The following is a 12,174-nucleotide window of genomic DNA, read 5'->3' as shown; positions in this document are numbered from 1 at the left end:
TTCTACAGCACCGGCAGCTGAATTCCCTCGAACAGCTCGGCCTCGTGCCGCGGCCCCGCCGCCAGCGCCGCCTCGACGGTTTCTCGATCGAGGTGTGGTGCCATGCGCTTGACGAAGTCGTACATGTAGGTACGCATGAAGGTGCCGCGACGTATGCCGATCTTGGTGGTGGAACTCTCGAACAGATGCGACGCATCCACGGCGATCAGGTCGCTGTCGGCAACGGGGTCGACGGCCATGTGCGCAACGATGCCAATCCCCAGTCCCAGGCGCACGTAGGTCTTGATCACATCGGAGTCGGCCGCCGTAAGCACGACATTGGGCGTCAGGTCCCGGGACTTGAACGCATCATCGAGCTGCGAACGACCGGTAAAGCCAAAAACGTAGGTGACCAGAGGATGTTCGGCGACGCGTTCGAGCGTCAGCTCGCCGGTGGCCAGCGGGTGCCCCTTGGGTACGAGCACGCAACGATTCCAGCGGTAGCACGGTAGCAGTACCAGATCGTTGAACAGCTCCAGCGACTCGGTGCAGATCGCGAAATCCGCGGACCCTTCACTGACCATCTGCGCGATCTGCTTCGGCGTCCCCTGCTGCATGTGAAGAGCGACATCCGGATACTTCTGCCGAAACTCGCTGATTACGCCAGGCAGCACGTACCGTGCCTGGGTGTGCGTGGTGGCAATCGCCAGGTTACCGCGGCGTTCGTCGCTATGTTCCTGCGCGACGTGCTTGATATCCTCGACCGTTCGCAGCACCTTGCCGGCCAATTCGACGATCGCCTCCCCGGCGGGTGTCACGCGAGTCAGATGCTTGCCGCTGCGCGCGAAAATCTCCACCCCGAGTTCGTCTTCCAGCAGCCGAATCTGCTTGGAGATACCGGGTTGCGACGTGAACAGGCTTTGGGCCGTCGCCGATACATTGAGCTGATGCCGTGTCACTTCCCATACATAGCGCAACTGCTGAAGCTTCATAAGCGACCTCGTGGCTTCCCGACTCGCCAAAAATGGCATAAGAAACGATTTAAAGATTACTTTACGCAATAAGTGGCAGCACGTGAAGGCCAAAAAACGCTATTCCGGATATGAAAAAATGACCTTTAATAACTTGGCGCTATCGTTTCGATAAGCCAGGATATTTGCCAGCATCCCATGCAAGGGCTAACATCGACGCCATAAGCTCGGTAAGAGCCCAATGTCTACAGGAGTTAACGTCATGTCCAACAACGTCGATGTCACCACGGCCAATTTCGAACAGGAAGTGCTGAATTCGGACAAGCCCGTTCTGCTCAAGTTCTGGGCGCCCTGGTGCGGTCCCTGCAAGATGATGGCGCCCGTCGTCGATGAAGTCGCCGATGAAAAGGCCGAGGATATCAAGGTCGTCAGCGTCAACGTCGATGACGCCCCGGAGATCGCCTCCGAGCATGGGGTGCGCGGCGTCCCCACGGTGATGCTGTTCAAATCCGGCGCCAAGGTCGCTTCGCTGGTCGGCGCTCAGTCCAAGTCCCAGCTGACGCAGTTCCTCGAACAGAACGGCTGATACCGGCAAGCCGCCGGCAGGTAGTCTCGGTTTCGCTGCATTCCCTCGGCCGCACTCTCGTGAGTGCGGCTTTTTCATGGCCGCCATTCCGGTCGCCGGGTAACCGAACGGCAGTCGGAACCTCGAGAGGCCAAGCCAGCCTGCTCTCGAACTGGGTCCGACCGGTCGAATCTTCGGTGTCTGACACTACCTGATCGCTACTCGATTTCTTCCTCCAGCTCATCCAGCGCTTCCTGAGCCTTGCGCTGACGCCGCCGTCTACGCTCCGAGGGGCTCAACATCTTGGCGATCCAGCGCGTCTCGGGATGGCTGTCCAACGCGATCTTGAGCGTCATCGTCAGCGGTACCGACAGCAGCATGCCGACCGGCCCCAGAACCCACCCCCAGACCACCAGGGAAAGAAACGCGACCAGCGTCGATAGTCCCATCGTTCGGCCCATGACACGCGGCTCGACGATGTTGCCAAGAATGAAGTTGATGGTGAGATAGGTACCCGACAGGATCAGCGCCTTCACTACCCCGCCGTCCGGCATCGCGAGTGTCAGCAGGACCGGCGGCACCGCGGCCAGCACCGAGCCGATATTGGGAATGTAATTGAGAATGAAAGCCAGCGCCCCCCAGAGCAGCGCGAACTTCACCCCGACGAGCCATGCCGAAATCGTGACCAGCACCCCCGTGATCAGGCTGATCACGGTTTTTACTGCCATGTAGCGCTTGAGGTTGTAGCTGAACTCGGTGAACCGCTCCAGACTCGGCCCCGGATTGGTCAGTGCCCTGGCCACCTTCTGGCGAAAATCCAGCGTCTCGAACAGCATGAAATTGACCATCAGCAGAATGACCAGACTCTGGGACAAGACTAGGCCCAGGCCGCTGAGAAAGCCGGAGACCCAGCTCTGGTCGTCGGAGTCGTCGACCATGTCGGAAAGCTGCTGCGGCGAGACGGAGAGCCCCTGGTTGGCCAGCCACTCCAGCAGAGTCAAATAGTGCCCTTGGAGCTGCTTCTGCGTTTCCGGCCAGCTCTCCATGAACATCGCGAAGCTGTTGGCCAGCAAGGTGCCGAACAGCGCCAGCAATCCGCCCAGTATCAGCAGCGTGATCAGTACGGCCGCAAAGGAATTGACCCCTCGGCGGTAGAGCCAGTGGACCGGCGAGGCACAGATCACGGCAACGAACAGCGACAGCAGTATCGGGATGATGAGACTTTCCGCGGCGCGTATCCCGGCGATGATGATCGTCAGCGACGCAAGCGTCAGCATCAGATTGAAGGGAACGTTCCGAAACGTGGGTTCCTGCCCGGGCGACATAGTGATAATCCTAGTGACACATCCTGTGAATCGAGACAGTAGCACGATCCTTGCACGGGTTCGTTGCCACGATGCAAAGTGTCGGAAATATCCTCTTTATCCAGACGCTGAACGCAGACACGCCCGAGCCAGAGCCCGGGCGTGTCTGCCAACCTCGATCGACATCCGATCTTCGGCGATCAACCATAACGGCCGGTAATGTAGTCCTCCGTCCGCGATTCCTTCGGCTGGGTGAAGATCCTGGTCGTGTCGTCACACTCGATCAAACTGCCCAGATACATGAAGGCGGTGATATCCGAAATGCGGGCTGCCTGTTGCATGTTGTGCGTCACGATGACGATCGTGTAGTCCTTCTTGAGCTCGTTGATCAGGTCTTCGATATACCCGGTCGAGATCGGATCCAGCGCCGACGTCGGCTCGTCGAGCAGGATCACTTCCGGCTTCACCGCGATGGTGCGGGCAATGCAAAGTCGCTGCTGCTGCCCGCCGGAAAGCGCCTGACCGCTCTGCTTGAGCTTGTCCTTGACCTCGTTCCAGAGCGCCGCCTTGCGCAGCGCCCACTCGACCCGCTCTTCGAGCTCGCGTGCCGAGAGCTTCTCGTAGAGACGAATCCCGAAGGCGACGTTGTCGAAGACCGACATCGGGAACGGCGTCGGCTTCTGGAAGACCATCCCGACCCGGGAGCGCAGCAGGTTGAGATCGACGCCCGAATCGTAGATGTCGTGATCGTCGAGCAGGATCTGCCCCTCGGTCCGGATCCCCTCGTAAAGATCATGGATGCGGTTGAAACAGCGAATCAACGTCGACTTGCCGCACCCGGAAGGGCCGATGAAGGCCGTGACCTGACGCTCCGGAATTTCCATGGAGACGTTCTTGAGCGCCTGGAACTTGCCGTAATAGAGGCTCAGATCGTCCACCCGCAACTTGGTAGCAACCTGGGGAGCAGGCGTCGCATCGACGGGATCGGCGTCGCGTTTCTGCTTGAGAGAAATATCGGCTGTCATGGCAGTCTCGCAGCTGGAAATCAGGAACGCTGGCGCGAGAAATAGCGCGCCGCAATGTTCAGAATCAGTATGGCAGCGGTCAGGATCAATGCACCGCCCCAGGCCAGTGCAACCAGGTCGGGAATGAAGGCATTGATCGTCATGTTCTGGTAGATGGTCATCGGCAGGTTGGCCATCTCGCTACCCAGGTCGAAGAAATTCCATTGATTGGAATTCAGCGACGTGAACAGCAGCGGTGCCGTCTCGCCACTGATACGGGCAAAGCCCAACAGGATACCGGTCAGGATGCCTGCGCGAGCCCCGCTGTAGCAGACCCGAACGATGATCCACCAGCGATGGGCGCCCAGCGCAGCGGCCGCTTCACGCAGCGAATTGGGGATCAGACGCAGCATGTCCTCGGTGGAGCGAATCACCACCGGCACAATGATGACGGTCAGTGCCAGCACGCCCGCCCAGCCGGAGAAGTTACCCATCGGCACGACCACCACGGCGTAGATGAACAGGCCGATGATGATCGACGGCGCCGACAGGAGGATATCGTTGATGAAGCGAATCACCTTCGCCATCAGTCCCTTGCCGCTGTACTCCGCCAGCCAGGTACCCGCCGCGACGCCAATGACGGTGCCGATCAGCGTCGCGGCGCAGGTCATGATGAACGTTCCCCAGATCGCATTGCCCAGGCCGCCGCCGGTCATCCGCGTCCGCTCGACGAAGGTCGACGGCGAGATCGCGCCGATGCCCTTGGTCACTAGCGTGAAGAGGATTGCGAACAGGAAGACGAACCCGATCACGGTAGCCAGTTGGCAGAGCAGCATCACCAGTTGGTTGAGCCGTTTGCGGCGGCGGTAAAGCGGCGTTTGACTGATATTCATGGCTCTCTCCTGCCGCTTACGCGTGGCGACCGGTACTGTTGCGCAGCAGATAGCGCGCGAACGCCAGTACTGCAAAGGTGATCAGGAACAGAATCAGACCGAGCGCCAGCAGCGCCGAGCGCTGAGTGCCGTCCGACTCGGAGAACTGGTTGGCGATCAAGGCTGCGATCGACGTGCCCTGCCCGGTCAGAGTCGTGTTCAGGAACAGGTTGTTGCCGATCACGAACGTTACCGCCATGGTCTCGCCCAGCGCACGCCCCAGACCGAGGACGACACCGCCGACCAGACCGCCTTTCACCGACGGCAGAATCACGCGCCGCGTCACTTCCCAGGTCGTGCAGCCCAGCCCGTAGGCGGACTCGCGCATGACCGCAGGCACGGTATTGATCACGTCCCGGCTTACCGCCGTGATGAAGGGAATGATCATCACGGCCAGAATGATGCCCGCCGTCGTCAGACCGGTACCGGCGGGAAAGACCGTAGGGAACCAGGTGCGCAGCAACGGTGCCAGCACTTCCATACCCCACATGCCGTAAATGATTGATGGGATACCTGCCAGCAGCTCGATCAACGTGCTCAGCGGCTGACGCAGGAACCCGGGGCATCGCTCGGTCAGGAAGATAGCGATGCCGAAAGAGACCGGCACGGCAATGACGATCGCGATGAACGACGTCAGCAGCGTCCCGTAGATTGCCGGCAGTGCGCCAAAGACCTCGACGTTGGCCGCCCAGCGGTTTTCCGTAAGAAAGTCCAGGCCGTAACGCTGGATTGCCGGCCAGCTGGACAACATCAATGACGCGATGATCGCCCCGAGCAGCAGCAGCACGGCAAAGGCGAACGCGAACAGCGTGCGCTCGAACCATACATCGATGCGTGCCTTGCGTCGTAGCCGCTTGCGGGCAGCATCGCTGAGATGCCCCAGGCCGCTGGCTTGAATCGCGTTGGAGGTGGCCATCTTCATTCCTCATCGACTTGCCAACATGCCGCCAACCGGCGGCATTCGATACAGCGCCGCGACGGAGGCGGTATCCCGCCCACCGTCGCGGCATGTCATGCAGGGATTACTGGTTCCAGACAGCGCCGCCATCCGGACCCTGGATTTCGCTCCAGCTGTCGCGAACCATCTCGGCGACGTTCTCCGGCATCGGCACGTAGTCCAGCTCCTGAGCCATCTCGCTGCCGTTGTTGTAGGCCCAGTCGAAGAATTCCAGTGCCTGACGCGCAGCGTCGGCGTCCTGGACTTCCTTGTGCATCAGGATGAAAGACGCACCGGTGATCGGCCAGCTTTCGTCACCCGGCTGGTTGGTCAGCACCAGATACATGCCCGGCGCGGCCTTCCAGTCGGCGTTGGCGGCAGCAGCCATGAACGATTCCATGCTCGGCGCAACGACTTCGCCGGCCTGGTTCTTCAGGTGCACCAGGCTCAGGTCGTTCTGGGCCGCGTAAGCGAACTCGACATAACCGATCGCGCCATTGGTGTTGGCGATCTGGCTGGCGACACCAGCGTTCGCCTTGGCGCCGACACCGGCCGGCCACGCGACGGACTTGCCTTCACCCACGTTGTTGGCGAAATCTTCGCTGACCTGGGACAGGTAATGCGTGAACAGGAAGTTGGTGCCCGAGCCTTCCGCACGGTAGACCGGCGTGATCTGGGTATCCGGCAGATCCATGTTCGGGTTCAGCTTGGCGATCGCCTCGTCGTCCCAGCTGGTGATCTTGCCCTGGTAGATGTCGGCCAGCGTCGGGCCGTCCAGGTTGAGCGAACCCCCTTCGATACCTTCGACGTGGAATGCCGCGACCACGCCGCCCATGACCATCGGCCACTGCATCAGGCCGTTCTCGTCGAGCTCTTCCTTGGTCATCGGTGCATCGCTGGCGCCGAAGGTGACCGTCTTGGCGACGATCTGCTGAATGCCGCCACCGGAACCGATCGCCTGATAGTTGAGGCCGACACCGGATTCATCCTGGTAGGCGTCCGCCCACTGCGAATAGACCGGGTACGGGAAGGTTGCGCCGGCGCCGGTAATGGCTTCCTGGGCCTGAACACCAGCGGCACCCAGAACCAGCGATCCGGAAATGAGCGTTGCGAAGACGTGTTTAAGCATAGCGATATCCTGTTTCCACCTTGAATGCGTGAGCGATAACGACGTTGCGAAGGTTGCCAACACTCTCAGCACACACCGTACTTCAGTGTCGTGACAGTTTTATGACACCGATGTAGCAACTATCGCGAAGGTTTCGAGGTCGTGCCCGCCCTGTTATGAAAAAACCATCGAACGATTGCCCGAAGTCTTCAGGATCGTCGATGGTTCTTTGACGGAGCATTACCGTGACAACCTTCGCGCCACCACAGTGGCAAGGTTTGATGACAACAGGATGACAAACGTCAAATCGGGTAACGATATCGCCGCTTCGGGTAACGGCTCAGGATGTCATCTCGTCAGACACGACACGGCGTTTGAGCGCCCGGCCGGCCAGCATGCGAACGGCAACATTGCCCAGTAGCGTGGCGCCCAGCATCGTCAGCACCGTCGGCCAGGCGCTGGCCAGTTCAAAGGCCCCTACCAGCGCCCCCGAGACGGCGCCGCAAGTAAACTGCAGACAGCCTTGCAACGCGGTCGCCGTCGCGCTCATGCGCGGGAAATGATCCAGCATCGACGACATCGCATTGGGGCTGATCAGCCCCTGCATGCCCACGAACACCACCATCAGCGGCGCGACGGTGAAGATGGAGTCCAGCCCCGTCGCCACCATGGAGACCAGCAGTAACCCCGCCGTGAGCTGGATTCCCAGCCCCAGGAGCAGATTCTGCTGCGGTGTGCGCGTCTTCAGCAGCCGGATATTGAGCCGGCTGGACGATGCCATGATCAGGATGTTGGCGCCGAAGACGAAAGGATAGAGCGTGGTCGAAAGCCCGTAGTGCTCCATGTACAGATAAGGAGAGCCGGTGATGAACGCGAACATGCCGGCAAACGACATCGACACCGCACCGATGTACCCCATCGCTTCGCGATGCCGAAGCACGCTGACGTAGTTGCCGAGGATCTGACGTGCCGAAGGCGCCTGCGGATCGCGTCCATGGGTTTCCGGGAGATAGCGCCCCAGCAGCCACAGCACGAACGCGGCATAGACGGCGAGAAAAAGGAAAATCAGCCACCAGTCCGCCAGATTCAGCAACGCACTGCCGATGGCGGGTGCCACCAGCGGCGCCATCATCAGGATCATTACCATGGTGGACATCACCTTGGCTGCCTCGCGGCCACTGAATCGGTCACGCACGATCGCCGCGGAATTCACCACGCAGGCCCCGCCGCCCAGCGCCTGCACGAACCGCCACCCCCACAGTGTCGCCAGCGAACCCACCTGGGTCAGCGCCAGACTGGCGATGAAGAAGACGCCTAGCCCCAGCATCAACACCGGCTTACGGCCGAAGCGATCCGAAAGCGGCCCGCAAATCAGCTGACCAAGCGCGAATCCGAACAGAAAGACGCTGAGAGACAGCTCCGTATGATGCACGCTGGCACCAATCGAAGCAGCCAGTGACGGCATCGCCGGCAGATAGGCATCGATTGCCAGCGGCGCCAGCGCCGTATTGGCTGCGACCAAAAACGCCAGACGGCGTGCGCTCAAAGTCGTCACACTCTCTCCTTAACACTCCGGCGCCTCACTCCGATTTTCCTGCCGGAGGCAAACTGGAAGGAACCCATGGGAAATCAAGCAAAAACGCCTTGCCAAAGCGGCAAGGCGCGAAGGTTCGACACCCGATAATCACAACATAGCATTCTAAACACGATCCTGAGGCTGCCGCGGAAGGCTGCCCGGTCCCGGCTCATGGCTGGTGCTTCTGTTTCCGGCCCGACAGCTCGTCATGCCCGGCACCTAATCGTTCGGATCAGCCGCGCGATGGCGCGTTGGTGCGCTGTGACTCGAGCAGTTCGACGAACGGCTGAAACTCGTGCCGATTGTGCTCGCTCATACGCATGAGGATGCGGTGAGCCTCGAGGATTCGCCGCTGGATGTCATTTTCATCCGCCTCGACATGGGGCAGCTCGTCCAGCTCCGACGGCTCGGTCAGCGGGGCTTCCAGCAGCGTGAAATAGCGCGCGAATCCCATCACATCCAGCATGCGCCGCACGTCCGGATGTTCGGCGATGATCGTGGGTGGGTCATCCAGCCGCCCCTGTACGGCCATCGCCACCTTGGCCAGAAAGCCCAGCGCGGTCGAATCGACATTGGTTGCCTCGCGCAGATCGACCATCACCGCGCGCAGCCCCGGCAGTTCCGCCAGGCGCTGGGCCTCGGCATCCAGGGTGGCACACAGCGTCAGCCGCACGTCACCGCACAGCTTGAGCACAAATACGCCCGACTCGAAGGCCGCCTTGATTCGCCCTTCAATCATGGTCGAAACCACTCAGTGTCATCATGCTGAGATCATCCGGCAGAGGATCCCCCAGCGCCAACCCTTCCCTCAGATCGTCGACGCTGGTGCAGTGTGTCGTGCGGCGCTCGAGTTCCTTGAGCCGCGCGTCCAGTGAATCCGCCGGCAGACACTCGAGAATGCCGTCGGAGCAGAACCAGAGTCGAAACGATTCCGGCAAGGGACAACCATAGATGGGGTACTCGACATCGGGAAACAACCCCACGGGAGGCCCCTCGCCTCCCAGATAAGCGCTACGCCCCTCAGCCTGCAGAATCGGCATAGGTAATTGAGCGCCGAGCGCATAGTGCAGAAAACGACGCTCGTGGTCCAGCACCCCGGCAAAGACCGTCGCATGCTTGCCGATTCCGGTCTCGAGCAGCTCGCGGTTGAGCTCACCCAACCATCGGGACGGAAATGCCTCCGGCAACAATGTGCGCCACTGGGCCAGCCAGCGGTTGCAGAGATACCGCAGAAGCACGGTAACGAACGCCGACGAGGAGCCGTGCCCGGCGACGTCGGCAAAGTAGAAGAAACTGTAACGGTCGTCGCAGCGCTGGAAATCCAGAAAATCGCCCGACAGGTACAGGGATGGCGCGAACCAGTAGTCACAGCGCACGCCAAGGTGCGTAACGCCCTGGGGCGGCAGCAACTTGCGCTGCACGTGGCCTCCCGCACGCTGATCGTCCCGCAGCATGGCGAGATGCTTCTCGAGACGTTCATTGAGCGCCTCGAGCTCTGCCCGGCTCTGGCTATGATCACGCGACAACCGATCCAGTTCCAGGGCTCGCTCAACCAGACGCCGCAGAATATCGGCATGCTTCAATGGCTCGACCAGATAGTCGATCAGGCCTGCATCGAGCGCCTTGTGCAGATCGCCATCGCGACGACTCTCGCTGATCACGATGGTCGGACGCCCGACGGCAAGCCGCTCCCAGCCATCGTGGGAGACGGCCCGCACATGCGCAACGACCAGATCGCAGTGCGCCGGCAAGGTCGAGACCGAAACGGCCACTCGCACCTCAACGTCGAGGCGAGAAAGCTCTTCCGCCAACCGCTCGCGATCCGGTCCGGGCAGATCGATCAGCCCGATCACGGGCAACTCGTCCGACAGCGTCTTGGACACGGGTCTACTCGGCGAAGTCGTCTTCACTATATTCGAAATCGTCACCGAAACCGCCGCTGGCGAAGGGATCCTCCCCCGCTGCGCCGTTGGTGACCTCGAACTGCCGACGCTGGAGATAAGCGTCGCGAATGAAGCTGTAGCGGTCCCCCTGAATCAACGCCTCCTGGTCGAGCAGGCTGGCACGCAGATCCACGTAGCGCAGGAAGGTCAGGCCGTAACGCCATTTATCGTCCTCCACATAGGTGACCGGATAGGTATACATATCGACCGGGAGACCGCTGGTGTCGCGAACGGTACTCGGCCCCAGGATCGGCAGCACCAAGTAGGGGCCGGAATCGACACCCCAGACGCCCAGCGTCTGGCCGAAGTCTTCCTCGTTCTCGTCCAGGCCCATTCGCGTGGCCGGGTCGAGAACGCCGCCGACGCCGAGAATGGTATTGACCAGGAAACGGCCGGACGCCACGCCAGCGTTGCCCCACTGCCACTGGAGGATGCTATTGAAGACGGTACGGATCTCGCCCAGGTTGGAGAAGAAGTTACCCACGCCATCCTGGACCGGATCCGGCGTGACGGTGTCGTAACCCTGGGCGATCGGTTTCAGCGCATAGCGATCAAGCGTGTCGTTGAACTGATAGACGCCCCGGTTGAAGCCTTCCCAAGGGTCCTGAGGATTGGAATCCTGCCCCGTCGAGGCGCAGCCGCTCAACGCTGCAGCGACACAGACGCCACCCAGCCAATGGATCGATTTCATTAACACGCATTCCCTTTACGCAGTATCACACTGCCCGCACTGTAGCCCGCACCGAAGGAACACACCACCCCCACGTCGCCCTCCTGCAGATCGTCTCGATGCAGGTGAAAAGCGATGATCGATCCTGCCGAGCTGGTATTGGCGTAACGGTCGAGAATCACCGGCGCTTCTGTCTCCGAGGCTTCTCGCCCCAGCACCCGCTGAGCGATCAGGTCATTCATATGACGATTGGCCTGATGAAGCCACAGTTTCTTGACCGAATCTCCCGTCAGCGCCTGGCTCTCCAGGTGATCGAGAATCAGCGAAGCGACCATCGGGCAGACCTCCTTGAACACTTTGCGCCCTTCCTGAACGAAAAGCTTGTCCAATGTCTGCTCGGGTTCATCGGCGAGACGATTGAGAAACCCGAAATTGTTGCGAATGGCGTTGGAGAATTGGGTCACCAGACGCGTGCCGAGTACCGTGAAATGCTCGCGATCCTGAGCGAGATGATCCGCCTCCAGCAAGATGGCGGTACAGGCGTCACCGAAGATGAAGTGACTGTCGCGGTCGCGGAAGTTGAGATGCGCCGAACAGATCTCGGGGTTCACCACCAACACCCGCTCCAGGCTGCCCGCCCGGATCGCATTGGTCGCCATATCGATGGCGAACGTCGCGCTGGAACACGCCACGTTCATGTCGAACGCATAGCCTCCGGCGCCCAGTGCCGCCTGAAGCTCGACCGCGACCGCCGGATAGGGCCGCTGGAGATTGGAACAGGCGACGATGATCAGATCGACCTGATCGGCGCGGATACTGGCCTCGTCCAGCGCCTGGCGAGCGGCAGCCACCCCCATCTCGGCCTGCACCGAGAGCGTGTCGTTGGGCCGCTCGGGAATCCTCGGCCGCATCCGCTCAGGATCCAGGATACCGCTGGCCTCCATTACGTAGCGACTCTCGATACCCGACGCCTTGACGATGAAGGCCTCGCTCGAGTGTGCCAGCGGCTCGCGTTCGCCGCGGGCGATCGCCTCCGCCTGTCGCGCATTCTCCGAGTCGACCCAGGCATTGAAGCTGGCGACCAATTCGGCGTTGTCGATCGAATCCGGCGGCGTGAAAAGGCCCGTCGCGGTAATCACGGCTTGCGTCATCGGCTGTTACCTCTCGCGGCATTGGCCGCATTGA

Annotated in this window: 12 protein-coding genes; 1 reads left to right on the top strand and 11 read right to left on the bottom strand. The window is 60.9% G+C overall.

Going from position 1 to position 12,174, the window contains the following annotated elements; all coding sequences use genetic code 11:
* Nucleotides 1-2: 2 nt before the first annotated feature.
* Nucleotides 3-971, bottom strand: a complete 969-nt coding sequence (cysB, locus tag ACWHY3_RS07500; protein WP_071231618.1) for an HTH-type transcriptional regulator CysB — start codon at nucleotides 969-971, stop codon at nucleotides 3-5.
* Between the two features lie 241 nt (nucleotides 972-1,212).
* On the opposite strand from cysB, the gene trxA reads away from it, so the two are divergent.
* Complete coding sequence (gene trxA, locus ACWHY3_RS07495) at nucleotides 1,213-1,536, top strand: thioredoxin (RefSeq protein ID WP_071231619.1); 324 nt, start codon at nucleotides 1,213-1,215, stop codon at nucleotides 1,534-1,536.
* A gap of 197 nt (nucleotides 1,537-1,733) precedes the next feature.
* Here trxA and ACWHY3_RS07490 read toward each other — a convergent pair whose 3' ends face one another.
* From ACWHY3_RS07490 to ACWHY3_RS07445, 10 genes are all read right to left on the bottom strand, one after another.
* Nucleotides 1,734-2,840, bottom strand: coding sequence for an AI-2E family transporter (locus tag ACWHY3_RS07490; protein ID WP_087717853.1), 1,107 nt, complete (start codon nucleotides 2,838-2,840; stop codon nucleotides 1,734-1,736).
* 179 nt (nucleotides 2,841-3,019) lie between these two features.
* Entirely contained in the window at nucleotides 3,020-3,844 is an 825-nt protein-coding gene (pstB, locus tag ACWHY3_RS07485) for a phosphate ABC transporter ATP-binding protein PstB (protein ID WP_087717854.1), read from the bottom strand.
* Nucleotides 3,845-3,864: 20 nt separating this feature from the next.
* Nucleotides 3,865-4,716, bottom strand: coding sequence for a phosphate ABC transporter permease PstA (gene pstA / locus ACWHY3_RS07480; RefSeq protein ID WP_448127939.1), 852 nt, complete (start codon nucleotides 4,714-4,716; stop codon nucleotides 3,865-3,867).
* Between the two features lie 16 nt (nucleotides 4,717-4,732).
* Nucleotides 4,733-5,671, bottom strand: a complete 939-nt coding sequence (gene pstC / locus ACWHY3_RS07475) for a phosphate ABC transporter permease subunit PstC (protein WP_087718097.1) — start codon at nucleotides 5,669-5,671, stop codon at nucleotides 4,733-4,735.
* 106 nt (nucleotides 5,672-5,777) lie between these two features.
* Nucleotides 5,778-6,821, bottom strand: a complete 1,044-nt coding sequence (pstS, locus tag ACWHY3_RS07470; RefSeq protein ID WP_087717856.1) for a phosphate ABC transporter substrate-binding protein PstS — start codon at nucleotides 6,819-6,821, stop codon at nucleotides 5,778-5,780.
* Between the two features lie 319 nt (nucleotides 6,822-7,140).
* Nucleotides 7,141-8,355, bottom strand: coding sequence for a Bcr/CflA family multidrug efflux MFS transporter (locus tag ACWHY3_RS07465; protein WP_087717857.1), 1,215 nt, complete (start codon nucleotides 8,353-8,355; stop codon nucleotides 7,141-7,143).
* A 253-nt stretch (nucleotides 8,356-8,608) separates the two neighbouring features.
* Nucleotides 8,609-9,115: an STAS domain-containing protein gene (locus ACWHY3_RS07460; protein ID WP_071231623.1), complete on the bottom strand. Its 507-nt coding sequence runs from the start codon at nucleotides 9,113-9,115 to the stop codon at nucleotides 8,609-8,611.
* Nucleotides 9,108-10,247 (bottom strand): PP2C family protein-serine/threonine phosphatase, encoded by a 1,140-nt coding sequence (locus ACWHY3_RS07455; protein ID WP_448128146.1) that lies wholly within the window; start codon nucleotides 10,245-10,247, stop codon nucleotides 9,108-9,110. Before ACWHY3_RS07455 ends, ACWHY3_RS07460 begins: the two co-directional genes overlap by 8 nt.
* Nucleotides 10,248-10,263: 16 nt before the next feature.
* The gene (locus ACWHY3_RS07450) at nucleotides 10,264-11,010 is read right to left on the bottom strand and encodes an MlaA family lipoprotein (RefSeq protein ID WP_303853114.1); all 747 of its coding nucleotides are present in this window, start codon (nucleotides 11,008-11,010) and stop codon (nucleotides 10,264-10,266) included.
* The gene (locus ACWHY3_RS07445; protein ID WP_448127938.1) at nucleotides 11,010-12,140 is read right to left on the bottom strand and encodes a beta-ketoacyl-ACP synthase III; all 1,131 of its coding nucleotides are present in this window, start codon (nucleotides 12,138-12,140) and stop codon (nucleotides 11,010-11,012) included. Before ACWHY3_RS07445 ends, ACWHY3_RS07450 begins: the two co-directional genes overlap by 1 nt.
* Between the last annotated feature and the right edge of the window lie 34 nt (nucleotides 12,141-12,174).

The organism is Salinicola sp. NYA28a, from assembly GCF_976982775.1.
This window is presented reverse-complemented; position numbering and strand designations above follow the sequence as displayed.

Excerpts from the sequence above, each read along its gene's own strand:
- cysB (WP_071231618.1), bottom strand. The coding sequence starts at position 971 with ATGAAGCTTCAGCAGTTGCGCTATGTATGGGAAGTGACACGGCATCAG.
- trxA (WP_071231619.1), top strand. The coding sequence starts at position 1,213 with ATGTCCAACAACGTCGATGTCACCACGGCCAATTTCGAACAGGAAGTG.
- ACWHY3_RS07490 (WP_087717853.1), bottom strand. The coding sequence starts at position 2,840 with ATGTCGCCCGGGCAGGAACCCACGTTTCGGAACGTTCCCTTCAATCTG.
- pstB (WP_087717854.1), bottom strand. The coding sequence starts at position 3,844 with ATGACAGCCGATATTTCTCTCAAGCAGAAACGCGACGCCGATCCCGTC.
- pstA (WP_448127939.1), bottom strand. The coding sequence starts at position 4,716 with ATGAATATCAGTCAAACGCCGCTTTACCGCCGCCGCAAACGGCTCAAC.
- pstC (WP_087718097.1), bottom strand. The coding sequence starts at position 5,671 with ATGGCCACCTCCAACGCGATTCAAGCCAGCGGCCTGGGGCATCTCAGC.
- pstS (WP_087717856.1), bottom strand. The coding sequence starts at position 6,821 with ATGCTTAAACACGTCTTCGCAACGCTCATTTCCGGATCGCTGGTTCTG.
- ACWHY3_RS07460 (WP_071231623.1), bottom strand. The coding sequence starts at position 9,115 with ATGATTGAAGGGCGAATCAAGGCGGCCTTCGAGTCGGGCGTATTTGTG.
- ACWHY3_RS07450 (WP_303853114.1), bottom strand. The coding sequence starts at position 11,010 with ATGAAATCGATCCATTGGCTGGGTGGCGTCTGTGTCGCTGCAGCGTTG.
- ACWHY3_RS07445 (WP_448127938.1), bottom strand. The coding sequence starts at position 12,140 with ATGACGCAAGCCGTGATTACCGCGACGGGCCTTTTCACGCCGCCGGAT.